The 26,023-nt window shown below is 44.8% G+C and carries 29 protein-coding genes; 6 read left to right on the forward strand and 23 right to left on the reverse strand.

Annotation, left to right across the window (positions count from 1 at the left end):
- Window positions 1-17: 17 nt before the first annotated feature.
- On the forward strand, window positions 18-1,454 hold the full coding sequence (gene hpaB / locus ADU22_RS16905; RefSeq protein WP_053363211.1) for a 4-hydroxyphenylacetate 3-monooxygenase, oxygenase component: 1,437 nt from the start codon (window positions 18-20) through the stop codon (window positions 1,452-1,454).
- 33 nt (window positions 1,455-1,487) lie between these two features.
- Here the strand turns inward: hpaB and ADU22_RS16910 are convergent, their stop codons facing one another.
- The 11 genes from ADU22_RS16910 to ADU22_RS16955 all read right to left on the reverse strand — a co-directional run bounded on the left by ADU22_RS16910 (window position 1,488) and on the right by ADU22_RS16955 (window position 10,889).
- Window positions 1,488-2,324 (reverse strand): deoxyribonuclease IV, encoded by an 837-nt coding sequence (locus ADU22_RS16910; protein WP_053363212.1) that lies wholly within the window; start codon window positions 2,322-2,324, stop codon window positions 1,488-1,490.
- A gap of 103 nt (window positions 2,325-2,427) precedes the next feature.
- A complete protein-coding gene (locus ADU22_RS16915) occupies window positions 2,428-2,646 on the reverse strand; it encodes a hypothetical protein (RefSeq protein ID WP_053363213.1) in 219 nt (72 codons plus the stop codon).
- A 162-nt stretch (window positions 2,647-2,808) separates the two neighbouring features.
- The gene (locus tag ADU22_RS16920; protein ID WP_053363214.1) at window positions 2,809-4,794 is read right to left on the reverse strand and encodes a carboxypeptidase-like regulatory domain-containing protein; all 1,986 of its coding nucleotides are present in this window, start codon (window positions 4,792-4,794) and stop codon (window positions 2,809-2,811) included.
- A 206-nt stretch (window positions 4,795-5,000) separates the two neighbouring features.
- On the reverse strand, window positions 5,001-6,344 hold the full coding sequence (locus tag ADU22_RS16925; protein ID WP_053363215.1) for an MATE family efflux transporter: 1,344 nt from the start codon (window positions 6,342-6,344) through the stop codon (window positions 5,001-5,003).
- Window positions 6,345-6,349: 5 nt separating this feature from the next.
- Window positions 6,350-7,114, reverse strand: coding sequence for a glucose 1-dehydrogenase (locus ADU22_RS16930; protein ID WP_197280077.1), 765 nt, complete (start codon window positions 7,112-7,114; stop codon window positions 6,350-6,352).
- 181 nt (window positions 7,115-7,295) lie between these two features.
- A complete protein-coding gene (locus ADU22_RS16935) occupies window positions 7,296-7,481 on the reverse strand; it encodes a hypothetical protein (protein WP_053363217.1) in 186 nt (61 codons plus the stop codon).
- A 24-nt stretch (window positions 7,482-7,505) separates the two neighbouring features.
- Window positions 7,506-7,664, reverse strand: a complete 159-nt coding sequence (locus tag ADU22_RS25030) for a hypothetical protein (protein WP_197280078.1) — start codon at window positions 7,662-7,664, stop codon at window positions 7,506-7,508.
- A 129-nt stretch (window positions 7,665-7,793) separates the two neighbouring features.
- Window positions 7,794-8,585 (reverse strand): ABC transporter permease, encoded by a 792-nt coding sequence (locus ADU22_RS16940; RefSeq protein WP_053363218.1) that lies wholly within the window; start codon window positions 8,583-8,585, stop codon window positions 7,794-7,796.
- 3 nt (window positions 8,586-8,588) lie between these two features.
- A complete protein-coding gene (locus ADU22_RS16945) occupies window positions 8,589-9,362 on the reverse strand; it encodes an ABC transporter ATP-binding protein (RefSeq protein WP_053363219.1) in 774 nt (257 codons plus the stop codon).
- A 12-nt stretch (window positions 9,363-9,374) separates the two neighbouring features.
- Complete coding sequence (locus ADU22_RS16950) at window positions 9,375-10,427, reverse strand: ABC transporter substrate-binding protein (protein ID WP_082252892.1); 1,053 nt, start codon at window positions 10,425-10,427, stop codon at window positions 9,375-9,377.
- A 207-nt stretch (window positions 10,428-10,634) separates the two neighbouring features.
- Entirely contained in the window at window positions 10,635-10,889 is a 255-nt protein-coding gene (locus tag ADU22_RS16955) for a DUF1292 domain-containing protein (protein WP_053363220.1), read from the reverse strand.
- Between the two features lie 148 nt (window positions 10,890-11,037).
- On the opposite strand from ADU22_RS16955, the gene ADU22_RS16960 reads away from it, so the two are divergent.
- A complete protein-coding gene (locus tag ADU22_RS16960; RefSeq protein WP_053363221.1) occupies window positions 11,038-11,307 on the forward strand; it encodes a ferritin-like domain-containing protein in 270 nt (89 codons plus the stop codon).
- A gap of 18 nt (window positions 11,308-11,325) precedes the next feature.
- Window positions 11,326-11,673: a spore coat protein gene (locus ADU22_RS16965; RefSeq protein ID WP_053363222.1), complete on the forward strand. Its 348-nt coding sequence runs from the start codon at window positions 11,326-11,328 to the stop codon at window positions 11,671-11,673.
- Between the two features lie 34 nt (window positions 11,674-11,707).
- Here ADU22_RS16965 and ADU22_RS16970 read toward each other — a convergent pair whose 3' ends face one another.
- From ADU22_RS16970 to brnQ (ADU22_RS16990), 5 genes are all read right to left on the reverse strand, one after another.
- Entirely contained in the window at window positions 11,708-12,202 is a 495-nt protein-coding gene (locus tag ADU22_RS16970; RefSeq protein ID WP_053363223.1) for a flavin reductase family protein, read from the reverse strand.
- A gap of 51 nt (window positions 12,203-12,253) precedes the next feature.
- Window positions 12,254-12,526 (reverse strand): DUF1450 domain-containing protein, encoded by a 273-nt coding sequence (locus ADU22_RS16975; RefSeq protein WP_053363224.1) that lies wholly within the window; start codon window positions 12,524-12,526, stop codon window positions 12,254-12,256.
- Between the two features lie 117 nt (window positions 12,527-12,643).
- Complete coding sequence (locus ADU22_RS16980; RefSeq protein WP_053363225.1) at window positions 12,644-14,896, reverse strand: DEAD/DEAH box helicase; 2,253 nt, start codon at window positions 14,894-14,896, stop codon at window positions 12,644-12,646.
- 163 nt (window positions 14,897-15,059) lie between these two features.
- Window positions 15,060-16,937 carry a molecular chaperone HtpG gene (htpG, locus tag ADU22_RS16985; RefSeq protein WP_053363226.1) on the reverse strand — a complete coding sequence of 626 codons (1,878 nt, stop codon included), beginning with the start codon at window positions 16,935-16,937 and terminating at the stop codon, window positions 15,060-15,062.
- 143 nt (window positions 16,938-17,080) lie between these two features.
- On the reverse strand, window positions 17,081-18,427 hold the full coding sequence (brnQ, locus tag ADU22_RS16990; RefSeq protein ID WP_053363227.1) for a branched-chain amino acid transport system II carrier protein: 1,347 nt from the start codon (window positions 18,425-18,427) through the stop codon (window positions 17,081-17,083).
- Between the two features lie 210 nt (window positions 18,428-18,637).
- Between brnQ (ADU22_RS16990) and ADU22_RS16995 the strand changes: the two genes are divergently transcribed.
- Both ADU22_RS16995 and ADU22_RS17000 read left to right on the forward strand, forming a co-directional pair.
- Complete coding sequence (locus tag ADU22_RS16995; protein WP_053363228.1) at window positions 18,638-19,468, forward strand: MBL fold metallo-hydrolase; 831 nt, start codon at window positions 18,638-18,640, stop codon at window positions 19,466-19,468.
- Between the two features lie 66 nt (window positions 19,469-19,534).
- Window positions 19,535-19,801 carry a DUF2533 family protein gene (locus ADU22_RS17000; protein ID WP_053363229.1) on the forward strand — a complete coding sequence of 89 codons (267 nt, stop codon included), beginning with the start codon at window positions 19,535-19,537 and terminating at the stop codon, window positions 19,799-19,801.
- Between the two features lie 68 nt (window positions 19,802-19,869).
- Here ADU22_RS17000 and ADU22_RS17005 read toward each other — a convergent pair whose 3' ends face one another.
- The 4 genes from ADU22_RS17005 to ADU22_RS17020 all read right to left on the reverse strand — a co-directional run bounded on the left by ADU22_RS17005 (window position 19,870) and on the right by ADU22_RS17020 (window position 22,621).
- Window positions 19,870-20,499, reverse strand: a complete 630-nt coding sequence (locus tag ADU22_RS17005) for an NUDIX hydrolase (protein WP_197280079.1) — start codon at window positions 20,497-20,499, stop codon at window positions 19,870-19,872.
- A gap of 107 nt (window positions 20,500-20,606) precedes the next feature.
- On the reverse strand, window positions 20,607-20,975 hold the full coding sequence (locus tag ADU22_RS17010) for a replication termination protein (RefSeq protein WP_046524087.1): 369 nt from the start codon (window positions 20,973-20,975) through the stop codon (window positions 20,607-20,609).
- 351 nt (window positions 20,976-21,326) lie between these two features.
- Window positions 21,327-22,325 carry an LLM class flavin-dependent oxidoreductase gene (locus tag ADU22_RS17015; RefSeq protein ID WP_053363231.1) on the reverse strand — a complete coding sequence of 333 codons (999 nt, stop codon included), beginning with the start codon at window positions 22,323-22,325 and terminating at the stop codon, window positions 21,327-21,329.
- A complete protein-coding gene (locus ADU22_RS17020) occupies window positions 22,322-22,621 on the reverse strand; it encodes a DUF3219 family protein (RefSeq protein WP_053363232.1) in 300 nt (99 codons plus the stop codon). The genes ADU22_RS17015 and ADU22_RS17020 overlap by 4 nt, the downstream gene beginning before the upstream one ends.
- A gap of 148 nt (window positions 22,622-22,769) precedes the next feature.
- On the opposite strand from ADU22_RS17020, the gene ADU22_RS17025 reads away from it, so the two are divergent.
- The gene (locus tag ADU22_RS17025; RefSeq protein WP_053363233.1) at window positions 22,770-23,165 is read left to right on the forward strand and encodes an ion channel; all 396 of its coding nucleotides are present in this window, start codon (window positions 22,770-22,772) and stop codon (window positions 23,163-23,165) included.
- Window positions 23,166-23,225: 60 nt separating this feature from the next.
- Here the strand turns inward: ADU22_RS17025 and ADU22_RS17030 are convergent, their stop codons facing one another.
- The 3 genes from ADU22_RS17030 to ADU22_RS17040 all read right to left on the reverse strand — a co-directional run bounded on the left by ADU22_RS17030 (window position 23,226) and on the right by ADU22_RS17040 (window position 25,960).
- Window positions 23,226-23,693, reverse strand: a complete 468-nt coding sequence (locus tag ADU22_RS17030) for a DUF2062 domain-containing protein (protein ID WP_053363234.1) — start codon at window positions 23,691-23,693, stop codon at window positions 23,226-23,228.
- 123 nt (window positions 23,694-23,816) lie between these two features.
- On the reverse strand, window positions 23,817-25,175 hold the full coding sequence (brnQ, locus tag ADU22_RS17035) for a branched-chain amino acid transport system II carrier protein (RefSeq protein ID WP_053363235.1): 1,359 nt from the start codon (window positions 25,173-25,175) through the stop codon (window positions 23,817-23,819).
- A 152-nt stretch (window positions 25,176-25,327) separates the two neighbouring features.
- Window positions 25,328-25,960: a histidine phosphatase family protein gene (locus ADU22_RS17040; protein WP_053363236.1), complete on the reverse strand. Its 633-nt coding sequence runs from the start codon at window positions 25,958-25,960 to the stop codon at window positions 25,328-25,330.
- Window positions 25,961-26,023: the final 63 nt, after the last annotated feature.

Genomic DNA, 26,023 nt, shown 5'->3' on the forward strand with positions numbered 1-26,023 from the left:
CACAAAGGTGGGATAGTATGCCTGCATGTGATGGAAAGACATTTCTGAAAAGAATCAGCAGCCTTAATGCAGAGGTATGGATCGAGGGGCAGAAACTCACCGGAAATATATGTGAGCATCCTGCTTTTAAAGGAATCCTTCAAAGCAAAGCGAAGCTCTATGATGCTCAACTCAGTAAAAAGAATTCCGAATTTATGACGTACACCTCCCCGCTGACAGGAAATCGCGTCGGTACATCCTTTCTCATCCCAGCCAGTAAAGAGGATCTTGAAAAGCGCAGGCTGACAACCCAGGAATGGGCTAAAACATGCGGCGGAATGATGGGCAGGTCGCCAGACTATATGAACACTGGTTTGATGGCGTTAGGGTCTGCCTGGGAATCGTTCGGGACCCACAAGCACTTTGATGAAAACCTTAAGAAGCTATATGAAAATGCGAGAGAAAATGATTTGTCTCTTTCCCATACTTTTGTTAATCCGCAAGTAAATCGTTCAACCGGCTTTTTTGAGGAACAGGAAGTTCCCATCTCGGCTCGTGTGGTCAGCCAAAATTCAGATGGTTTGATCATTAAAGGTGCACGCCTCTTGGCCACACAGGGCGGGATCACCGATGAACTTCTGGTATTGCCAATCGGTGGAAATTATATTGAAAAATCTTTTGTTTATGCGTTCTCCATTCCCAGCAACGCAGATAATTTAAAATTTATTTGCCGTGAATCCTTTGCTTATCGCCMTTCTCCTTTTGATCATCCACTTGGTTCAAGATTTGAAGAAATGGATACGATTGTTGTATTTGATAATGTCCTCGTGCCATGGGAAAGGGTGTTCTTGTTCAAAAATTATAATGTGGCCAGTACGATGTATGAAGAATCGAAGTTTTATCCTTTTTTGCTTCACCAGGCTGTGGCCCGGCAAAGCATCAAGACTCAGTTTTTATTGGGAGTCGCTCAATTGATGGTCGACAGCATTGATATCAGCGGTTATGTGCATGTAAAAGAGAAAGTGGGTGAGCTCATCACTGGCTATGAGTCAATGAAGGCCCTTTTGCTCGCCTCGGAGATGGAAGCAAAGCTGAATGAACGGAATGTAATGGTCCCTGACCCAAATCCGCTTTATGCGGCCATCTCTATGTATCCGAAGCTATATCCGCGGTTTACCGAGATCCTGCAGCTTCTGGGAGCGAGCGGCTTGATTTCGATTCCAACAGAAAAGGACTTTGATTCTCCCATTGAACAGGATCTTCACCATTATCTTCAGGGAGCGGCATGTGATGCAAAAGAGAAAACCAAACTATTCAGACTGGCCTGGGATATCAGCACAAGTGCTTTCGGAGGCCGGCAGACCTTGTATGAACGATTCTTTTTTGGCGACCCGGTAAGGCTGAATACAAGCTTCTATAATGGCTATGACAAATGGGAAGCCGTCAAGTTGGCTAAGTCGTTTCTAGAACAATAGCTGTTTAATCAGCAAAGTCCCGGACCTCAAATACTAATGGCTGTTCCATTGATAGAGCAGCTTTATCTCTTCCTTATGGCTGACTCCCTCATCATCGGGTGTTTCAAGAATAAAGGGGATGTCTTTTAGTAACGGCAGCCTTACTAGTTCTTCCAATTCCTGTTCTTTTATGCAGCCGCTTTTGAAAATGTTAGCATGGCGGTCTTTTCGTGAGCCTGCCGGATATTTTGAGTTATTGAGGTGTATGGCCTTTAGATGATTCCAATAGTTTAGTTCATCTCCTTTTGAAAGGACTGCCATCGTATTTTGTCCATCCCATAGGCCGCTGGCAAAGGCATGGCAAGTGTCAAAGCAAAAACCGATTTTTTCCGGTTCATTGCACAAACTCCTGACCTGTACCAGTTCTTCGAATGTAATGCCCAAAGCTCCCTTTGTTCCAGCATTGTTCTCAAGCAGGAGCAAACTGTCTCCCTCCCATTGGCTCAGCACGCTGTTCAGCATATGGATCATCAGGTGATAGCTTGCCAGAGGCTCACTGGTGCTGATCAGGCTGCCAAAATGGACGACTACCCCAACAGACCCGCAAGCCTCTGCAATTTCAAGGTCATTCACAAGGGATTGGGTCGTCAATTCTTTTTTATCCTCTGTGGGAGTCAAACTGGTTGAATAAGGAGTATGGGCAACAGACACAATGCCATGCTCCCGGCAGTATTGCTTGCAGCTTTCGGCATCTCCCAGATCAAACTCTTTGACAGAGAGGCTGCGGGGATTCTTAGGGAAATACTGAAAAGCAGCTGCCCCAATACTAACTGCCCGTTTTGCCGCTCCGTAGTATCCATTGCGTATGCTCACATGGCTTCCAAATTTCATGCCGTCTACCTTCCTCTCAAGTTTAGTATTTAGGATGAGTTGAGAAGACGGCAGCTATACAAAAAAGAATGGAGCCCAATAAGGGATCCACTCTTATCCTTGATTATGGCAGGKTAATATCCAGTGATTCTACCTCTTCGCCATCGACAACAATCCTGCCAGACTGGATGCTAAAGTCTTTTTCCACAAGAATAGGTTCATAGTCGGGATACGCCTCAACCGACTGCAATTGGTAGTCGCCGTCATCAAGGCGGAAACGGTAGGTTCCATCCTCGTGGATCCAGCTGTAATAGGAACTGTTATATTCCGCGGAGGAAACCACGTTTACGGAACCTTCTTTTGCTGCCTTGCCGTTTCTTGTAACAATCCCCTGAAGGGTTACCGGAGGAACGGCAAGGTCAAGAGAGTCTGCAGGCTCCCCATCAATAGAAAGGCTTCCATTTTGAATGCTAAATTCCCTTTGAGGAGTAAAAGAAGTGCCATCTTATAAGTAAACGTTGGTAACCATATAATCCCCATCCGGGAGACGAAATTTAAAAACGCCGTCTTCACTGGTTCCGCCCCACAGCTCAATTGGATAATCCGCTTCGTTCACTTGCATGATGGACAAATCACCCATTACTGGTTTCCCATCTTCAGACAGACTTCCTTTCAAGGAAACTCCAGAAAGATGAATTTGAAGAGACTCCAGATTCTCTCCCCCTGTATACATCTTTCCATCCTTAATCAAAAAAGGCATATTGATGGGAGTGCTGCTGCCCTCGTCCATTAAATAAATGGTTTCAACATTATAATCGCCATCTGCAAGCCTCATGGAGAAACTGCCGTCTTCCCGTATCGACTTCCAGTGATAATAGTTTTGGTCCGCTGAAGATATAAATAGATCTCCGCCGTTCACTGCCTGGCCGCCATCAAGCACAATGCCTTGAAGTGTTACAGGCGGAATTTGCACCTCCAGGAGGCTAGTTTGCTTCCCTCCGACATAAAGCTTGCCGCCAACAATCTCAAATTCAGTTGAGAGACTGAAATCTTCACCATCTTCGAATAGGAAACCACCTGCGATCTTGTATTTGCCGTCGTTTAAACGCAAGGAAAAACGGCCGTTTTCATCAGTAATGGCATGATACCAATCGTAGGATCCTTCTTCGCCCAATCTCTCAACATAAACGTCACCTTCCAGGGATGTTCCCTCATCCACAAGCTTTCCGGTAAATGTAACAGGCGGAAGAACAACAGTCAATGATTTAACGGCTTTGCCATGCTGGACGATTTTGCCGCCGGCGATTTCAAATGGAATAGAAACATAGGTGCTCCGGTTTTCTTCATCAACCGAAAAGACCGTGTAGCTGCCATCTGGCAAACGGTATTGTAAATTGCCGTTTTTGTCTGAAGGAACAAACGAGTCAATATATTCCCCATCTGTACTTTCCCCTTCGATAAATAGGCCGGCATTGGCAACCGGTTTTTTTCCATCAAGGAGAGTGCCTTTTAAGGTCAGTTCAGGAATCTTTATAGCCAAGTGTGTAACTTCCTCGCCATCAAAAAATAATTTACCATTTTCGACAGTGAATTTGACAATTTGCCACGCTTGATAGGTGTTATGGTAGATAGTCAGGGCATAAGCACCGTCATTCAGTTCCCTAAGCGCAAATTCTCCTTTGTTGTTTGTTGTTGTGTATTGGATGGGCTCAAAATCCCATTCCTCTTCGTCAAGGAACTTTTCAAGGACGATCCCAGCTTGCGAAAGCGGCTTGCTGCTGTCCGACGCTTTTCCTGTGTAGGCATTTACAGGCAGGGAAATATTCAATGAAGACAATTGTTCGCCGTCAACGACAACTGTTTTACCTTCCACAGCAAAAAACATTCCATAGCGGTAAAAGCCGCCATCTGTTTCAATTCCAAACAAATAATACTCTCCATCAGGAAGCGAGGCTGAGAACTGCCCTTTATTGTTGGAGGAAACGGTATAAATTTCTTCGTCGTATTCACCAGACATATTGAAAAGAATCAGAGTCCCCTTAAGTCCCTTATTTCCTTCTGTCAATGCACCGCTAAAGTTTAAAGCTGATTTTTGCGGGTTCTTCACTTTTTCTTTTTTCTTGATGGTAATCTCTTTGCCTTTGCTGCTTGCCACTTTCCCGTCTGCAACGGAAAAACTCGTATTCGTGCTGTACCAGGTATTTTCCTTGCCTTTCAAACCCTTAATGGAATAAGAACCATCCGCCAGCCTTGTTTTGATGTTTCCTTTGTAATCCGTAACAACAAATTTTACATCACTGTTTCGATTCTTCTCACTAATCAGCAAGGGCGTATTTTTTAATCGTTGTTTGCCGTCTTTTACGGTTGCTTCTACCGGCGGGCTTCCTTTTTGACCCTTAATATGATTCGCCGAAGCAGGCTGGATGCTTCCTAGAGAACTGCTAACGACAAACGCAATCAACAGAAACAACAAAAGCAGCTTTTTCCCCATTTTTTCTCCCCCTAATTTATCTATTTTAGGCCATTTTAATGCCATATTAACAATTCGTCGGCTTTCACCACTTCTCCTTTACAATTTCTGGATGCCAGGAACTATTTGTTTCGACAATTTTCCTCAAAAGAAAAACCGCTTTTTTAGCGGTTTTTGGGTAGACTTTATTGATTTTAAAAATGGAAGGGAACTCCAATGAAATGTCATTATTGTATTCTATCTTTAAAAAGCGTCTTTTTCCTCCACTTTCCCCAAAAATAATAGGCAGAAGCAAACAGGCTGCTGAGGATGAAGCTTATCCCCATTCCGATGGCGATTCCGTTTTGCCCAAAATAGGAAGAACATAGATAGGTCAGAGGAAAGCGCAGTACCCAGAAAGACACAATGTTAAGCACCAGCACGGGATACATGGCACCAGCTCCTCTTACGATGCCGTTCAATATAAAGTTTAAGCCGATGAATGGATAAAAGAACGCGATGATTCTTAAATAATCCTTTCCAAATGCAACTGCTTCCGGCTCCTGGATAAACAACCTGATAAAGTACTCCGCAAAAAAGAAAATGACGAAGGCAACCGCCAGCATAATTGCGAAATTATAGAGAGAGCCATAAACAGCCAGCTGCCTGACCCGATCCCAGCGATTACCGCCAATGTTTTGGCCTGCCATGCTATTGACGGCAGTGCCAAGAGCAGTTGCGGGCAAAAGGATCAGGCTATCGATCCGCTGTGAGGCTCCAAATCCTGCCACAACATTGCCGCCAAAGGAGTTGACAACACTCAGGATGGCGGTCACCCCGGCAAAAATGACAGTCATCTGCAAACCGGAAGGAATTCCGAGCCTTAGTATCAGGCTGACCTCATCAGCACGGGGCAGGTGTGGAATGGTAAATGGCACGAGCCTTTTTCTGATTGTATAAAGAACCCCCAGGACAAATGCCAATCCCTGTGATAAAACGGTAGCATAAGCGGCACCCTGCACTCCCCAGCCGAACACGGAGATAAACAGGGGGTCAAGCACTGTATTCAGCAGGACGGCGGCAAACACAAACTTCAACGGTGTTTTGCTGTCCCCAAGGGCCCTAAGGATGGTGCCAATAAAATTATAGCCGAACAGGAAGAGAATGCCGATAAAATTGATCCGCAAGTATAAATTGGCCTCACGGAGCATTTCCGCCGGTGTGTTCAGCATTAGCAGGAGCTGCTCGGACATTAGGAAACCGGCGATTCCGACCAATATGGACAAGGAAGACAGTAGGACAACAAAGGCATTCACATAGGAAACAATCCCTTGTTCGTCGCCTTTTCCCCGCTGCTGGGCGAGGATGGTGAGTGTCGCATTATTGATTCCCAGGATGAAAGACAGGACAGTAACAAGGATCGTCCCCGATATCGTGACTGCTCCCAGGGCATTCGCGCCCAGAAGATTGCCAACCCATAGACTGTCGATCAATTGGTAGGACGCCTGAAGAAGATTCGTTAACAGGATGGGTCCAGAAAAAAACAGCAGCTGTTTTAGGATGGATCCTTGCGTAAAATCAAATTGCTGCATGAAATCTATTCCTCGTAAATCATTTTCCTTGTCATGCCGCCGTCAACTACAAGGTTGACGCCATTGACAAAGTTGTTTTCCCGGGCTGTGAGGTAAAGGCATGCCCTGGCAATGTCATCCGGTTTGCCGACCCTGTTGGAGAAGTGCTGCCGGTGGTCGGCATCTCTCAGATTTGCGTAGTCTCCCGTTTCAATCCATCCTGGAGAGATGCAGTTTACCGCAATTCCATCTTGTGTAAACGATGCAGCCAGTGCATGGGTAATGGCGGTGATTCCGCCCTTGGTCGCCGCATATGCCTCTGAATTTGGTTCCGACATGATAGCCCTGGTCGAAGCGATATTAACGATACTTCCTCCATTCTCATTTTCGCGCATATATTTCGCCGCCTCGCGCGACCCCAGGAAGACACTGCGCAAATTGGTGAAGATTACATCATCCCATTCATCGATGGTTACATCATAGGGAGATTTAAATAAGCCTTTTCCGGCATTATTGATTAGAATGTCAATCCGTCCATATGTATCGAAAGCGGTTTTCATCAGATTTTTAATATCCTCTTCCCGCCTGACATCGGTGGGGACAAACAATGCTTTACCCCCATTGTTATTAATGGATTCTGTAACTTGTCTGCCCTTTTCTTCGTCGTAATCAGCTAGTACAACCACGGCATCTTTTTCAGCATACAAGTTAGCGATTCCTCTGCCAATTCCATTGGCAGCCCCGGTGACAATCACAACATGCTTTTTAAAACTCACTTCATTCACCTTCATTCCTTAAATGATTACGTATACAATACCATATCATTCATGGCACCTTAAAAGGATAAGCATAAGAAAAGAGCAGCACAGAACTGCTCTTTACCTTTTGTCTCTTTGGTTGGCTTCTCAGGTGCATCTAAAATCTTAGCCGGGGTGCTGGCTCTCCAGGCCGCGAATAAAGCCCTGAATCGTGTCAGCCCATCCCTGGCTGCCGGTTTTTCAGCTGTTTTTCAATGATATCGTCCCGTTCTCCGCCATCGGCAAGCTCCTCCGTGAATGCATGCTCCTTGAGACCTTTTTTGCCCACTAGCCTTGACGAGCGTATTGTGACAGGGTCCAAATTATTATTCGGGGCACCTTGTTCAGTCCAGTCACTCATTTGCTTTCCTCCTCTTTGCTCATCTTAGCTTGGATCGTTTTCGTCTAATGGCAGGGTGGTCACTTCTGTATATTCGCCTTTATTTAATTCAGTCTTTGTGGCACTCTGCGCTAGTTCTTCCCGATCGTCCATTCCGGGAGCCATGGTCGCTTCCGTCTGGTGTTTATCCTGATTGTCTTTCATGCCTTAACAGCTCCTTTCAAGGTATACACTTCTCTATAAAAGTCCGATTTATACAGGAAGAACACTATAAATTCTCTGCAAAAAGCAAAAAAAGGACAACATCCTTTTAAAGGATGTTGTCCTTTCGTCTTATTTCCACGGAATGAGCCTGCGCTCAAGCCACTGAAGACCTCTGTTGAACAGCAGGCCAAGCAGTGAAAGCAGGAGAACCCCAGCCATCAGCTTTGTGGTAATCATCAAATTGCCGTAATGGAGTACCATGGCCCCAATGCCATACTGGGCGGCAATCATTTCTGCCGATACTAAGAGTAGCAAAGCAGTACCTGCAGCAAGCTTTAGACCTGCAAAAATAGTTGGCAGTGCCCCTGGCAGAATGACCTTGCGGATGACATTCAAATGGTTGGATCCAAACGTAACGGCAGCTTTTATTAGTATCGGGTCAACATTTTTTACGCCTGAAAAGGTGTTGATCAGCACTGGGAAAAATACACCAAGGGCGATTATCGCGACCTTTGGCATTTCGCCGATTCCAAACCATAAGATGATCAATGGCAGTAAAGCGATTTTTGGTATCGGATAAATTGAATACACGATAGGTGTGAAAATGGCATCGGCCCATTTTGAGAAGCCAAGGATAAGGCCGACAGTAATGCCCAGCACAGCTCCTATTGCATAGCCTCCGAGAATTCTGGTCAGGCTGGCCATCAAATGCCGGAACAGTTCACCGCTGCTGATCATCTGCCAACCGTCAGCAACTATTGCCGTGGGTGCCGGCAGGAAAAGCGGCGGGACGATGTTCAATCTGCAAATTAGTTCCCAAATGAGCAGCAGCCCGGTGATTCCTAGTACGGGTATATAAGGGGGCACTTTTTGATCCAAAAAAGCCACCCTGTTTTTAATTACTTGTTTAACAGCAGCCATTGCTTACGCCTCCTTTAGAGCTTCTTCGGCGTCATGGCGGATTAAGCTCCAAATTTCCTGGGCGTATCGTTCAAATTGACTCCGGTATTTTTCCTGGTCGCGGCCCATTTTAGGCAATTCGATTTTAATGATTTTTTTGATATGACCAGGGTGACGGGATAACACAATAACCCGATCGGCAAGATAAACAGCTTCCTGGATGTTATGTGTCACGTACAATGTACTTAACCGGGTGCGATCCCAGATTGTGAGCAGCTCTTCCTGCATAATCGTCCTGGTCTGGGCATCGAGTGCAGAGAAAGGTTCATCCATTAACAATAAGTCTGGTTCTACGGCAAGCGCCCTCGCAATTCCGGCTCTCTGCTTCATTCCGCCGGAAAGCTGTTTCGGGAAAGCTTTCTCAAAGCCGGTCAAACCAACCATGTCAATATAATGCTTCCCCTTTTCCTTCTGCTCCTGCTTGCTCGCACCGCTCTCTTCAAGTCCGTAAATTACATTTTCATATACATTACGCCATGGAAGTAAGGCAATTTCCTGGAACACTATGCCTAATTTAGGACTTTTATGTTCTTTTCCTTCAAAGTATACCTCACCTTTGCTTGGGGATAGCAATCCCCCAACAATATTCAGCAAGGTCGATTTGCCGCATCCGCTTGGCCCCACAAGCACGACAAATTCTTGTTCTTCAATACTGAAATTTATGTTTTCAAGGGCGGTTACTTCCTTTTTCTTTGTATCTGTGAATGTTTTCCCGACATTTTCAACTACTACTCTCATGCTGTCACTTCCCTAATTGTTCAATGCTTCCTTAAGAAACTCTGTATTTACGATTTGGTCCTTATCAATCACTTTATCAATCAATTTTTCCTTTGCATACCAGTCAATCTGGGTTTGGATGTCTTCCTCGAGCAGGTTGCCGTCAAGGTCCATGTATGGAAGCCCCTTTTTAATCAGTTCAGGATCCTGATCTGTGTATTTGGCGATGATGTCGATGACCTCATCGTAATTTTCACCTGGGACCAGCTGTCCGTCTTTTTGGTTCAGGACCGCATCATAATAATATTGACTGGCTTTGGCATAGGCTTTCATGAAAGAGACGGCTGTGTCCCGGTCTTCGGCAAACTTAGGAGAGAAAAAGATTCCTGAAGTTTGATAATCCATTTCATCTCCAACCTGGGTAATGACCTTGCCATACCCTTCTGAAACAGCTGTAGAAATATTAGGTTCGTTTAGGATAACTGCATCCACTTGCTGGCTGCTCAATGCTTCCATAAGCCCTTTTATGCTGTTGAGCGGCACAAGCTGAACATCTGACAGGCTCATCCCATGGTTCTCAAGGATTCTCCCTGCCATATAGTGGAAGGTGGACCCTGTTTGGGTAATCCCGATCCTTTTTCCTTTTAGTTCTTCTGGTTTCGTGATCTCCGAGTCATTATGTACCAATAGGGCAGATGAAGAATATCCTTTCTGCTCTCTTCCTTTGTCTGCAACAATCCACAATTGCTGGCCGCCTGCCACCATATTATACAGGCTGGCTGTAATCCCGGTAGCACCAACATCGACACTGCCGCCTGCAGTAGCGACTGCAATTGGCTGGGCTGCTTCAAACCATTTTGCATTCGCCTGGATATTTTCTTCTTCAAAGAACCCTTTCTCGATAGCTATGAATAGTGGTGCCGAGCTTGTGAGCTTCAGCATGCCGATATCAACAGAAACTTTTTCAGGAGTATCTTTTCCTTCTCCTTCTCCTGTCTGCTGATTTTCATCTCCCTGGCCGCAGCCGGCAAGTGACAAGGCTAATGCTAAAATGCCACCCATGATTAATAATAATGATTTTCTCACTGTAACTTTCCCCCTATAAACCTTATTTATATAATTAAACATTATTATATCGCAATTTTTTCAAGATTCTACAAAGTTGGCGAATATTTAAATTACTTTTTTGCTTTAAAGCGTATATTCTTCTAAACAGGGGTGAACGAAACAAAAAATAGAAAGCTGGACATAGAGACCAGCTTTCCTAAAATAGAAATTTTGTAAATCCTGATCCTATTCCGCCGGAGCCGCGTCCACTGCAATTTCATAGGCATCAAGAATCGCTTCTTTTTCGCTGTCATCGGAAAGTCCGACAAGATGCTGTCCTTTATTATCTTCCTCGACTCGCATCAAAATCGTTTCTTCGTTGGACCTCAGCAAAGCATACGACTCTCCATTCATTTCAAACAACGCTTCCACTTCGTAAGATATTTGCTGTCCAAGTTCATTTTCAACGGTAATCAAATCGCGAATTTCATCTCTCTCCATTATTACMCCCCCGGTAGTTTGCCAAGCCTCTCTTTAGAATCCCCTATGCATCATCTGGTATTCGCAAACAGCAGACTCTTCGGCATAATTTTGCTTCCTTTCGCTCACTATAACAGTGTGACCAAAAATATATGTAAGGAGCGGAAAAATGAATCAGACACAAAACCAAGTGCCACAGCCGCCTAATGCCATTACCACAAAGGATATCCTTTATTTGAAAGATGCTTTGTCCTGGGAATTGCTAGCCTTTAAAAAGTTTCATTTTCTAGCTCAGCATGCACAAAACCAGGAAATCAAAGACGCATTGGACAATGCCGGAAGGATGCACCAGGATCATTATCAGCGCCTTCTTTCGCACCTTCAGGTTAACAATAATGAAGCAATGGCCAGCTTTAGCAATAATCAGACCCAACATTAAAAAAGATGAGGTGATATTATGCAAAACCAGCAATCGCAAAACCCTAACCAGATTGCCAACCAGCAGACAGGGGAACTGCCAAAAGTAAAGACGCCCGAAATGAACGACCGGGATTTTGTCAATGATGCGCTAAGCACCTGCAAGTACATCACCGACAGCATGAATATTGCGGTCCGTGAAGCCAGCCATGAAGGGCTGTATAACGACATGGTACAGATTTTGAAAGAAACGCATGACAGTACCCGCAATTTGTTCAACTTGATGTTCAAGCATGGGTGGTATAAACTCGAGGCAGAAGACCAGCAGAAAATCGACAAAGCCCATAAACAGTTCAGCAACTATTCAGAGCAATTTCCTTACCAATAAAAAAACTTTCCTGGCAAGGGCCAGGAAAGTTTTTTTATTTATAGAACTCATCGGGAATTTTGCCAAAGTTGCGCTTATGGTAAAGAAGCGGCTCTTTTTCGTGATTTTGGATATCGATGACTTCTCCAATTAAAATGGTGTGGTCACCGGCATCAACTGTTTTGAACGTCTTGCACTGCATCACGCCGGCAGCTCCGGAGACAATTGGCAAATCGTGTTCAGACATCTTCCATTCGCAGCTTGCAAACCGGTCTGTCCCTTTTGTAGCGAACAGCATGCAAGTGTCGCTTTGGTCGCCCGCGAGGACATGGACAGCAAATTTGCCGTTGTTGACGAATGGCTCGTAGGAGGAAACGCGCTTGTCGATTGACCACAGCACAAGCAGCGGATCAATTGAAACCGAGGCAAATGAATTAACCGTGAGGCCGAGCGGAACTCCATTTTCATCAGTTGTTGTCACAACGGTTACTCCAGTAGGGTAATTTCCCATTACTTCCTTAAATAATGTTTCGTTAGTTTTTTGCTCCATCATTCATTCCCCTTCCATCCATATGATTTTATATATGAAGGCGATGCACTTCTAGTTTTGTTCTGAAGTCTGTTTAAGCTTCTCCAGCAATTCAGCATAACTATTCGCAGCAATATACTCGCCATTCACAATTGCGTAGGGAGACAGTCTGCATCTCTCGCAATGGCTTTGACAGCTGTATTCTTTATGGAAAACATTTTTTTTGCTGAGGAACGCGCCATACTCCTCCACTTGTTCATCCTTAAGAAATCTGTCAAGATTCTTCTCGCAAAATTCGATGTTCAGCTTTTTGTCTTTTTTAAATAAAGTGCTTAAAATTTTCATGTTATGTAACATCCTTTTGCAGCAAGTTTCCTTATAAGGATACTATAACTAGCCTAGCAATTAAAAGCACTTTACCTTGCAGTGACAGATTACTCGTCAGGAAGATTTATATCCCCGCTACTGCCTATCCTTTGCCTGAACCTGCCCCAGCATGTATTCACACACATTTTTTGAAGCAAGCCTTGCGGAAACAAATGGAGGCTCGACGCCACTTGCCCCTTCCAATGGAAGGCCAAGCCAAAGTATCTTTTCATCGATGATGACGAATGGAAATGGGAAGCAAGGCGGCAGCCACTGATCCGCTTGAACACCAACCGGGTTTTCTTCACACAGCCAAGCCAGTGTGACGTTTGTTTTTCTGTTTTTTAGCTGCTGCTGCCACTCTTGGATAAGAGTTCCGGCAGCTGGAACACTGATCACAATGGATGATGAGGCCGAAACAAGATCATCAAACACAGGCTGCAGTTTTCGCGCGTGCATCCACTTTAGCGCGTGATGCTGGTTTTTGACCCAGGTGCCGATTTTGCTTGGGGCCACCAATTGCTGCTGCTGGACCTGATGTTCGACAAGCTGCCTGATGGTTTTGTTCCTGTACACATGCTTCCGCATAAAAGCTCCGTTGCATACATGAACGAATTTACCCCGTGTCCTGGTGATGGCAACATTGATCAGCCGCTCACTGTCCTTTCCTGTCAGGAGCATCCCTGCCCGGTCTTGAGGCTCGCCATCAACACTATCAAAAATCATCACATCGCGTTCACTGCCCTGGAATTTATGGACGGTCGCCGCAATAATATCCTTGCCATGTCTTTCCTTTTCATAAATGTCCTGCAGCAGCATTTCCATCAGATTCGCCTGGGCACGGTACGGTGTTACATAGCCAATTGATTCCGAGCCCTCGAGGACAGATTCATGAATCAGCTGAAACGACAATAGCAGCTGCCACAAATTGATGCGTGAATTGGAGGAAGCTTCGCTGATTCCGTGCATACCTGTATAACTAGTATCCACCAATACTGCTGCTTTTCCAGGGAATGGCTGCCGGACGGCAATAACGTTTCTTCTTGTATGGACGCTTTCATGGTCGCTTACCAAGGATTTATAGATATATTTATTTGTAAAAGCTGAAATTTCAGGATGCATCCGGCGTTGTTCTTTTAGCAGGAAAAGCTGTGGGTGCAGTTTCCCCTCGTCTACATAGTCGACGATACCCGCCCGGTGAAACACATCCTCCTTCAGCCATGTTGAAACGAGTGCATCCCTGCTGGCAGCAATCGGGGGCAACTGCTTGAAATCCCCGCAAATAATCACCCTTTTTCCTAACGACGCGGCAAATCCGGCTTGGGGAACATACGCCATGCTCGCCTCGTCAAGGATGACAACATCATATTCCTTTTCATAAATGGCACTATCGCTTGCTGCTTTGGCGAGGGTCGTGCCGACAATATACGCTTCTTTTAAAAATTCAATTTCACGCTGGCGCACTTTCTCCAGGACCCTGGCAATCCTTGTTTCGAGCTCAAGGAGTTCGTCTGAATCCCGCCGGCTGAACGAGCGCGACAAATCCTGCTTCAGCTGCCGTCTTTCTTCAAAAAGTTTAACCCTGTCCTCTGCCAGAGCGGGGTCAAGCTTTTCAATCAGCTGATAGGTGGTTAATCCTTCATGGCTGGCGAGAGTTTCGCCTGTCTGGGACCCATAGCGGAGCACATCGCCTTGGCGAAAACGGTTCATCTTTTGAATGAAAGCATGGATTTCACTGATCAGCACATCGACCGCCTGATTGCTGTGCGACAAGATCAGCACCTTTTTTTTCTGGAAATATTTATTTGCAGCCGTCCTGGCAAGGGTATAAGTCTTGCCCGTCCCTGGGGGCCCCCAGACATAAGTGGCATAATTGTATTTGGACCGGAGAACAAGCTCATGGACGCTGCTTTTGATTTTTTCAGCAGGATGCCTGGCTTCCATGGATGGCTCCATCAGCTTTTTGATCCTTGAACGTTTGGTTTTGCTTTTCCTTATTTCATCAAGCCGCTCTATCAGCTGCTCAAGGAGCTCCCATGGATCATGCAGCAAATAAGCCTCAGAAATGAGGTCGCCAAAGGAATGTTCAAGCGAAACAATCACGCTTTTTCCCTCGGAGGAAAGTACACGACCGCTGTTCTTCCTGCTGCCCCATTCAAGCCTGATCTGTGAACCAACAGGGATTCGCAATGGTGAAAGGGTCTCAAAATAATATGTATAGGTATTTTCACTGCTTAACAGGGTTCCATTGGTAACAAGAAACCTGTTCCCGCCGAATTTTTTCAAATGGATGATTTCCTGCTGGAGCGCCTGCTGCCACTCGCGGATTAAAATTTTCGTGTTTATCATATCTTGTCCTTTGCTGGTTTAGTGTCTATATGGGAGAGTAACAAAAGAAGGGGTGAGGAGTCAAAGTTTATTGGGGTTTCGGAGCTGCTTTGTTTAAAAATTGATGCAATGACCGAAAAATATGAAGCAAAAAACCTGCCTAAAAAACGGCAGGTTCTTGTTTTTATACCATCACTTTGCAAATATCATTAGTGAATTCTACTGGATCCTGAATTGGCAGACCTTCAATAAGCAATGCCTGGTTGTATAGCAGATTCGTATAAAGAGAGAGTTTGTCTTTATCCTTTTCGTGTGCGGACTTCAGCGATTGAAACACTTCGTGATTGACGTTGATTTCAAGCACTTTCTCCGCCTTGATGTTCTGGTTTTCCGGCATGGATTGAAGGATCTTTTCCATTTCGATGGTAATCTCACCGTCTGATGACAGGCAGACTGGATGAGACTTAAGACGTTTCGACGCCCGGACATCTTTCACCCTGCCTCCAAGCAATTCTTTCATCGCATCAAAAAGTTCCTTATTTACATGCTGTTCGCTGTTTTCGGAAGTTTCCTCCGCAGGATCAAGTCCCAGGTCACCGCTCGAAACGGACTTGAATTCCTTATCTTTGTAGTTCATCAGCATGCGGATTGCAAACTCATCGATTTCATCGGTGAAATAAAGAAGTTCGTATCCTTTATCCGTTACCAGTTCAGCCTGCGGCAGCTTATCAATCCGTTCAACCGATTCACCGGATGCATAGTAAATATATTTTTGATCTTCAGGCATTCTTGAAACATATTCATCAAGAGTAACCAGTTTTTTTTCCTTGGAAGAATAGAACAGGAGCAAATCCTGCAGTGTGTCTTTGTTGGCGCCGAAATCGCTGTAAACGCCATATTTCAGCTGGCGTCCGAATGCCTCGAAGAATTTTTCATACTTTTCGCGCTCATTCTTAAGCAGGTTTTGCAGCTCGCTTTTAATTTTCTTGGTGATGTTCTTGGCAATCAGCTTCAGCTGGCGGTCGTGCTGCAGCATCTCGCGCGAAATATTGAGTGACAGGTCTTCGGAATCGACCAGTCCCTTGACGAAACTGAAATAATCCGGAAGCAGGTCGGCGCATTTGTTCATGATCAGAACACCGTTTGAATAAAGCTCAAGCCCTTTTTCATATTCTTTTGAGTAAAAATCAAACGGGGTTTTCTCAGGGATAAACAAAATCGCATTATAGCGGATCGTGCCATCAACAGAAATGTGGATGTGCTTTAAAGGCTTGTCAAATCCATAATGCTTCTCACTATAAAAGGAGCTATAATCCTCGTCGGTCAGCTCGTTCTTGTTTTTTCGCCAAATCGGCACCATGCTATTGATGGTTTCTTCCTCAATGTATTGCTCATACTCTCCTTCGCTTCCTTCCTTAGGACGTGAGGAAGTGACATCCATTTTGATTGGGTAGCGAATGAAGTCAGAGTATTTTTTGATAATCTGCTTGAGGCGGTTTTCCTCCAGGTATTCATCATATGACTCGTCTTCAGTGTTTTCCTTCAGCTTAAGTATGATTTCTGTTCCGACACTTTCCTTGTCAGCAGGAACAATAATGTAGCCGTCTGCTCCTTCGCTTTCCCATTTGTAAGCCTGATCGCTGTTCAAGGCCTTGCTGACAACCGTAACGACATCGGCAACCATGAACGCCGCATAGAAACCGACGCCAAACTGGCCGATGATGTCATGCCCGTCCTTAAGCTCATTTTCCTTCTTGAACGTCAGGGAACCACTTTTGGCGATGATGCCAAGATTGTTTTCGAGTTCTTCCTTGGTCATTCCAATTCCTGTATCGATGATTCTCAGGGTTTTGCTATCTTTGTCAGGCACCACTTTTATGTAATAGTCTTCTTGATTAAAGGTCAGCGAGTCATCTGTCAGCGCTTTGTAGTAGATTTTATCGATGGCATCGCTGGAATTGGAAATCAGTTCACGCAAAAACACTTCACGCTGTGAATAGATCGAGTTGATCATCATCTCCAATAGCCGTTTCGATTCGGCCTGAAACTGGACTTTTTCCATGAGGGATTTCTCCTTTCACTTACTATATTGGTCTAGTTTTTTATAATTAGCACTCATTAAACAAGAGTGCTAATTGTATTTTAAATATCATACAATCCTATCTCTTGTCAATATGGGGGCATGCGTACTCCTTCAGGATTCTTTTATTCTTTATTTATCCGGACCCAGGCACTAGATAGGACCATTGCGACAATGGCTGGCACGAGCCAGCCCAGCCCTTCCTCGTATAGCGGCAAATACTCCTGATAATAGGACAGTATGCTGGAAAGCCAGCCGAAATAAGGGATTTCCAGCAAGTCGCAAAGGGTCTTGAATCCATCTATCACACTGACAATCAAGGTGGCAGCGGTCGTGGCTGCATAGACCAGCCGGGCATTCCTGAAGAGCCCCGAAAATAGCGCCAGGAAAATAAGGGCGATGGCCGGCGGATACAGGAACATGAGTACGGGGATGGAAATCGTAATGATCTTCGCTAATCCGAAATTGGCGATCACAAAGGAAATCAAGGCAAACAGATAGACAAATACCGAATAACTCCATTTAGGGAATATAGAGTGAAAATACTTGCCGCAGGCGGTTGCCAGCCCAATTGCTGTCGTCAGGCAGGCCAAAATGATCAGGACGGACAGCATCAGGATTCCAAACGATCCAAAGTAAAAGGATGCTGCTTCGCTTAGAACAGGTCCTCCGGTTTCGTGCAATCCAAATCTTTCTGTGCTTGTCGCGCCGAGATAGGCAATGCCAGCATAGATAATTCCCAAAAATAAGATGGCAATCATGCCGGACTTTACCGTAGATGTGACAATTCCATGCCTTGTCTTCACACCCATTGCAGCAATTGTCTGGATGACGAGGATGCCAAACACGAGAGAAGCCAAAGCGTCCATGGTGTTATATCCCTCAAGAAACCCTGTCAAAAAAGGTTTTGCTGTATAGGCGCCCTGGGGATTCCCAATGCTTCCAAGCGGCTGGATTACGGCGAAGCTCAATAATACTATCAATAAAAGTAAAATTGCAGGAGCGAGAACCTTTCCGACATGGTCGACAATGCTTGCAGGATGAAGCGACAGCCAGAGTACTGTACCAAAAAACAGGAGGGTGAACAAAAATAACGAGCTTCCGCCTGCACTGCTTTCCGAAGAAAGGAATGGAATAATGCCTACTTCATATGCCACAGCAGCTGTTCTGGGTGCCGCAAAAAGCGGCCCGATAGTTAAATAAAGCAAGGACGTAAAAATGAGTCCATAAACAGGATGCACTTTGCCGGCCAAATCCTGAAGACTTTTGCTGCCGGAAAACCCGATTGCAAGTATTCCCAACAACGGCAGACCGATGCCGGTTACCAAAAATCCGCCTATTGCGGTCCATACATGGTCCCCGGAATACTGGCCAAGCGCAGCAGGAAAAATCAGGTTGCCGGCTCCAAAGAACAAAGCAAACAGCATCACCCCAATGACGATATGCTGTGAAAATGATAAATGGTTTTTCATCTAAGATATCCTCCAGGAAAACAATGGGAATTGCAAGAAAATTTAAACGGATAAAAGCACAAAGTTTATCTTAACCCTAATAAACAACAAAAATCAACAGGCTGTTTGAATCGTTCAATAGTCTGAATGTTTGAATAACACTTCAAATTTCTTTTTATATTGCTTATGATACAATTAACAGTTTTTACAAGAGAAAGGATGATTAGGATATTGAACCAATCCGACGGCATACACGTAATCCGCGTAGCCATTCCGACCCCCACGCTCTGGCCGCATACTTCAACAAATTGCTATTTAATCGGAAATAGGCATGAGAGCATACTGGTCGATGCCGGTTATGACCAGGATGAAACAAAGAGCGAACTGAAAAAAGCCATTAAAAACCATTCCCTGGCAAGGCCAAAAGCGATTATCCTTACTCATTATCACCGGGATCATGCTCCCGGAGTCCGCCAGTTAAAAGAATGGTCCTCCCCTGTCTATTGTCATACGATGGAAGAAGAGAAAATAAGGGAAGCCATTGGACCGGAAATGGAACTTTCCTTCCTGAAGGATGGGGATTTGCTCACTGTGGCTGGACATAATGTGGAGGTTCTTCATGCCCCTGGCCATACAAAAGGGCATTTGAACCTATATCTTCCCGAATTGGAGCTGCTGCTTGCCGGGGACAATCTTGTTGGTGAAGGAACTACGTGGATTGGCCGGCCGGATGGAGATATGGCAGCCTATATGAATAGCCTGAGGAAAGCAAGGCAACTGAAGCTCTCCAAAGTCGGACCTGGACACGGGGAGTGGATCCTGCAGCCATATAAGCACATTGATTTCGTGCTCGACAGGCGTATATCTCGGGAAAAGCAAATCATGGAGCTGCTGAAAGAGCATGTTCAACTTGATGCGGACACACTTACAAAACTGATTTATGACGGGAAGATCCATGCAAGCATTTTTGAAGTAGCAAAAAGAACGACGGAAGCTCACCTTGAGAAATTGCTGGTCGAAGGGAAAGTGTCCTATAAGAAACCCGTCTATCTTCTCAGGTAACATGCGAAATGAATTGACAGGTATGGTACGATAAAGACAAGGAAGTATCAGCATAGGAGTGGGAATATGAGCGTACATAAAGAGCTGGCTCAGCATGCCGAAAAGATGAATGGAATTTATAAAACCTATCTGCAGCTTGACCAGCAGCGGGAAGTGTATATCGAAGAAGCAGTCCAGCTTTGTAAACAGGGGCTCCCTTTTACAACCAGCAAAATTAATGAAGTGACGAATCAAATCAACACACTGAATTTGCGGTTTATTCCGTTTAAAAAGAATGTGACGCCGGAAATGGTACAGGAGTATGTGGAGAAAATAAAAAATAAAGACGCCTGAGAAACGGCGTCATAAGAGACATTCCGATGTGCTTACAGGCATTGTGGATGTCTCTTTTTATGTTTGCATCATCGGTTTGTCATCTGGTCATTCAGCAAGCTTTTTAATGACATCAGTGTTGGCCTGACCATCGGCATCCTGCCAGACCGAAAAGCAGACAGCGCTTGATCGGGAGTTATCCAAAATGCATCAGCAATTTCCCTTCTGTCGGGTTTTGGAATCTGGCCGGCAGGCAGCCTGGCGAGAAAAAATCGGGTATCAAACCGGATTGGGCTGATTTCGGGTGTAATAAAATGGCCGAAATAATCCAGGCTACCCAGATTCAGCTTGAGCTTTTCCTTCGTAAGCAGCTCCATAAAAGAGAGTCTCCCGGCGACAAGCTCTTTTCTGTAAAAGGATACTGCTTCCTCACCCATCCGGGCTTCAGAACCATCCTGTTTGTTTACGAGCAAAATCCCCACTTCCTCGAACAGCTCCCTGGCAGCAGCCACATAATGGCCAATTCCGCATGGCGCTGTATCATGAAAACGAAATAGGTGATCGCTGGTTACAGTATGATCATCGGTTTCGACTGCTCCTCCTGGGAATACATAATATCCCGCAAGAAATTTCATCGTCTGCGGCCTCTTTGTCAAGTACACCCTGGACGATTCGTCCAGTAAAATCACGGTAGAAGCCGGTCTTGGAATAGCTATCACTGCAACGCCACCTTTTCCTATTTTATTATGAGAAAAGAAATCCACCTGTTCTTTTAGTTAAAGGTGGTTAGTATGAACATATTGGATTGTGCAAATTTTTATTCGGACTAGGAAAAATTGTCTTTCAATGCTTTTCGCAGCAGCTGTTCGCACCTGTCAAGATCGGCTTTCACCAGCTTTTTGTAAGCCTTGGCTTCTTCCTTGTCGGCAATGCTGTAAACAGCGACTTCCTTGTATTTTGATCCATTTTCCTTTACTTTTTTCCTGCTCAGGATTCCGTCTTCCGTCAAATCATGCAAAGCTCTGTACACTTCAGAATGCTGAGGCACGAAACCATATGGTTTAAAGGATGCTTTTAGTTCATCCAGGAGCTGCAAGCCGTACCATGGTTCTTTTTCAATGCTTGTAAGCAAATACAGCTTTAAAAAGGCACGCTGTTTGATTAAAAACCCTGTGCTATCACGTTTCCCTTTCAATACGGCCACCTCCACATGAAGTTTCTAATGAATTTGAATGTACCAGAACAAAAGAAAGAATATTCAATCTTATTGTAACACAATGTGCTAAAAACAAAAACTTCCAGTTTCATTTTTTGCCTATGTTATAGACCATCGTGAACGTTTGTTGGGATTTAGGAGGAATTTTGTGCGAGTTAAAAATATTTGATCATTTTGTATTTAGCACATTGTGACAATTACACAATGGTAATATACTTTTCCCTACTCTTTAACGCAGAAACTTCAATATGATATTTCCTACCCCAGCCATTAAATGGACTGTTTTTGGCCGCAAAAAAAGGCGGGTTCCATCTTCCCGCCTTTCCTAGTTTATGGCTTTAAAGCCTCAGCAATCAATTTATAGGAGTGAATTTTATCAGCCAGCGAATGGGTAATCGTGACAATCATGATTTCATCGGGCTGGTAGGCGCTCTTGAGTCCCAGGAGCTTTTCTTTCACCTGCTCGGGGTTCCCGATAATCAATTTTTCTTTCATCCTCGCTAGTTCCTGTTTATCCTCTTGTGACAATATGAAGTTCTTGGCCTCTTCAATGGATGGCAAACCTTTCATTCCGCTTCCCTTCCCTCTTGACAATGACCATATTATAGAGCTTAACGCTATCTCTTCTGCTTTCTCAGAGGTTTCGGCACAAAAAGCTGAAACCGTCAAAATCACTTCTGGTGAGTCCCCTTCTTTTCGAGGCTTAAAACCGTCCCGATATTGCTTAGTGATTTCATGTCCATCTTTCTCGCTCATAAACTGGCCAAATGCATAGGATAGACCATTTTCGGCAGCAAGAATGGCACTCTTGCTGCCTGTGCCGAGCAGCCACGGTTCAGGCGGAACTTCTGGCAAAGGAGAGGCCGACAGCTTTGCATGTTCGTTTCCAGGTTGAAAGTCGTTTTCGAGAAAATGCAGGAGATCCCTGACGAGTTCCGGCATTTTCCAAACCTGCTGCAGAAAATTATCCGATAAAGCATTGGCTGCTTCTGCCGATCCACCTGGTGCCCGGCCAATTCCGATATCAATCCGGGATGGGAAAAGAGTTGCGAGCGTGTTATAGACTTCCGCCACTTTATATGGCTTGTAATGAGGCAGCAAGACAGCTCCTGGACCGATGCGGATTGTATTTGTTTGCGCTCCAATATATCCCAGCACCACTTCGGGTGCCGAACAGGCCAGTCCGGGCAGATCATGATGCTCCGCAATCCAGTAACGGGTATAACCCAAACCTTCTCCTGCCTGAGCCAGTTTTACACAATTCATCAATGCTTCCCTGGCGGTTTCATTCCGGGCAATCGGCGCCTGGTCCAAAATGCTGATCCTCATTTTCGGCTGCCCTCACCTGCAATTTCAAGCAATGTCAAGTTGTATTCCCCTGTTTGGCCTTCTTGATAAAGGTTCGTGAGTGAAGTGAAGTATTGGACGATTTTCCCTTCAAAAAGATGGTTCCTTTCTGGTACGCTTACTTGAAAGCTCCCTTTATAAAGTAAAACMGCAATATCGTGGTATTCTTCGCTTGTCACTTTGAAGCGAACCGAAATTTTTCGTAAGCCATCCATCAAATTTTCTTCATATTCGTCCAATTTAATGGTGTGTCCGTCTAATATAAGTTCCTCTGCCATGATAACAACCCCTTTTTTCTTTCATTGTAAATGATTTCTGCCATAAGTTTTTTCTTCCACAGCCCAATTTCCCACTATACGTTTAAACTAGATGCTTTAAGGTCAAACACATAATGAACACGCAATTTGGAGGAAGGGAAGATTCGTTTTGTCTACGTTTTTAATATCGGCAACAATTATTTTCATCGGAGCTAACCTGTATTACTTTTTTGCCAATGAATCCTATAAAAAGAGCTATTTTAGCTCTGTTTTATTTTTAAAACTGTTTATCATCCTGCTTAGCGTCACATTTGGTTTCAGTATTATTTACTACATCCTTTCCCTGGATGGTGACATTTTGAGGGTCGGAACGATTGACGGTGCACCGGCAGACCACTCCTATTTTAACCTGCTATACTTTAGCGGCGTGACCATTTTGTCTGTAGGATACGGAGACCTTATTCCGGTTGGCGGAGCCCGCTTTTTTGCGCTTTTAGAGGCAAGTATCGGTATCCTTCTCCCAACTGCCTATTTTATGAAAGCGATGAGCTCGTCAGACAAATAATGGCTCTTACTATTTGCAGATGGCAGGATGAAATGTATGCACAAATTTCAAATTCAATCTTTAATACCTGATTTTCGTTAAAATAGGAATTCGGTATTTTTTAAAAAGAAAAAAAACAATGAGATAAATAATGATTGAAGAAAGAAAGGCATTGATGAGTGCACCTTCCAGAAATTGCACGCTTCCGGATTGCCAGCTGTCAACGGTATCATTTACGGCTTCCAGGTACTCGACTTCCTCTATCCCCGTTACTTTGCTTGGCTTAGGATGAAAAAGGCTGCCGACTTTATAGTTTAACAGAAAGAAAAATGGCCAAAGCGGTGTGCCGATGAATCCCCCGATCACGGCGGCAATCAGATTGACCTTCGCAGCCTTGGCAATGCCGGCAGAGAGGACAGGACCAATCCCAAAGGTAGGAAACCAGTTTGGCACAAATCCCAATGCCATGCCCATTGCCACTTGATGCGGACTCGCCTTCAATCGGAACAGCCTGACAAGATAATACTTTGAACGACGTTTCCACTTCATATTATTCACCCAATACTGTTGATTTTGACCTTTATTCTACCAGAAAATAATCCGTCTCTGGATATTTTGCCAAAAAAACCGGCTATTTCCCTTGCAGGAAAGCCGGTTTTCTGGTCATTTCATTTAGTTGGCTTCCGCCGTGGAAACCTTTTGGACTTTAACAATCGCTGCTGCAATGACGGTGGCTAGCAAAGCTGGAAGGAGCCAGCCCAGCCCTTTGTCGTAAAGAGGTAATGTACTTTCAAAGAAAGAAAGCGCGGCTGTCATCCATGAGAAATATTCAATGCCAAGTGAGTCGCACAATGCTTTCAGGCCATCAAAAAGGGCGATAATGAAGGTTACTCCGATGGCTGCCATATAAACTGCCTGTTTGTGCTGGAACAATGGAGACACAAATGCCAAAAGCATCAGGACAATCGCCAGTGGATACAGGAACATCAGCACAGGAATGGAAAAAGCAATAATATTTGACAGTCCAAAGTTGGCAATGATAAAGGTAATGCTTACGAAAAATACAACCAGGGTCCTATAGCTGAATCTTGGCAGCAGGGTGTGGAAATACTCTGCGCAAGAAATCGTCAGGCCGATTGCCGTTGTTAAACATGCCAGAAGGATCAGGACAGCAAGAAGGAGTGAACCGACGCTGCCAAAATAATGGGAAACAGCGGAGCTTAATACTGGCCCCCCATTGGATGCAAGGCCTATCACTTCTACACTGCTGGCACCCAGATAAGCAATGCCTACATAGATGGCGCCAAGCAAGCCGATTGCAACCAGCCCTGCTTTTGCCGTGGATGTCAAAATTCCCTTTGTGGAGGTAACTCCCATATTGCGGATCGCCTTGATGACAATAATGCCAAATACAAGGGAAGCCAAGGCATCCATCGTGTTATAGCCTTCCAGGAATCCCTGGACAAATGCTCCATTCTGATAGGCTGCCTGAGGAGTTCCTGCCTCACCCATTGGATTTACTATCGCAGTAATCAACAGGATGCCAAGCAGGATCACAAGTCCTGGTGCAAGGAATTTCCCGACAGTCTGTACAATCTTTGCGGGATAAAGCGAGAATAGCAGCGTTGCTGCGAAAAATAGGACAGTAAACACAAGCAGACCAATTTGCATGGCGCCCTCGCCTAAAAATGGGGCAATTCCTACTTCAAATGCCACAGTGCCTGTCCTTGGAGCTGCAAAGAAAGGCCCGATGGTCAAATAAAGCAACACCGTGAAAAAGATTCCATAAGCGGGAGTAACCCTTCCTGCCAGCTGCTGCAGGTCGCGGCTTCCCGAGAAGCTCATCGCCATGATACCTAACAGCGGCAGACCAACGCCGGTAATGAGAAACCCTGTAATGGCGGGCCAGAGATTTTCGCCGGCATATTGGCCAAGCTGAGCTGGGAAGATAAGATTCCCTGCTCCAAAAAACAATGCGAATAGCATTACTCCTATAGCAGTATAGGATGAAATTGATAATTTTTCTTTCATTTGTCTGCACCTCGTACCTAATAACTTCCATTTTTTATGTTTTGGAAATTATAAGAATATTTTTTTAATATGTAGGGATAATAATAATACTATTTTCCCAGAAGTGCAACACCATTCGACAAATTTCTTCATTTTTTTCATTCCAGTGTGGTTTATTCCACCTTTATTGTGGGTACAAAGATTTTTTCGTAAAGATAATCTCCGTTATCTGTCTCGTCTATTTTAATCACTGCCGCATTTTCTATCGGTTTGAACCCCAGCAGATCGTCGACAGGCCAGTTAAGCAGGAAAGCCAAGAGCATATGCATGAAGGCGGCATGGCTAACGATGACGATATTCTCATACCGTTGCTGCCTCCGCACCCGCTCCACCACAGTGTTCATAAACATGGTAGCCCGCAAATATACATCCGCTAGACTTTCTCCATTAGGATAACGGAAGTAAAATTGGCCAGCTGCCTTGAATTCCTTTTTTGCTTCTGGTGTGCGATTGGCAAAGTCATAAAGATTCCCCAGCTCCCACTCCCTGATCAGCGGGTTTTGGTAAAAAGGGACAGCTGCAGGCAAATGCTTATGTATGGCCTTAGCTGTTTCCATTGTCCGCAAATACGGCGAACTGTACACAATGGTCTTGTCATCCAATATCCCTTTCATGAACTCTCCTGTTTCTTCCACCTGTTTTTGCCCAAGGACTGTCAGGCTATGCTGAGAATCATGTGTATGTGCCATGACACTTCTGTCAATATTATGCTGGGCTTCCCCGTGACGGATCACATAAATATTCAAGTACTGCTCCACCCCTTATCTTAACCTGTAAAACTCCAGAAAGACTCCCATATACTTTACCAA

The sequence above is a fragment of the Bacillus sp. FJAT-27251 genome (assembly GCF_001273925.1).
GTDB lineage: Bacteria > Bacillota > Bacilli > Bacillales > Cytobacillaceae > Mesobacillus_B.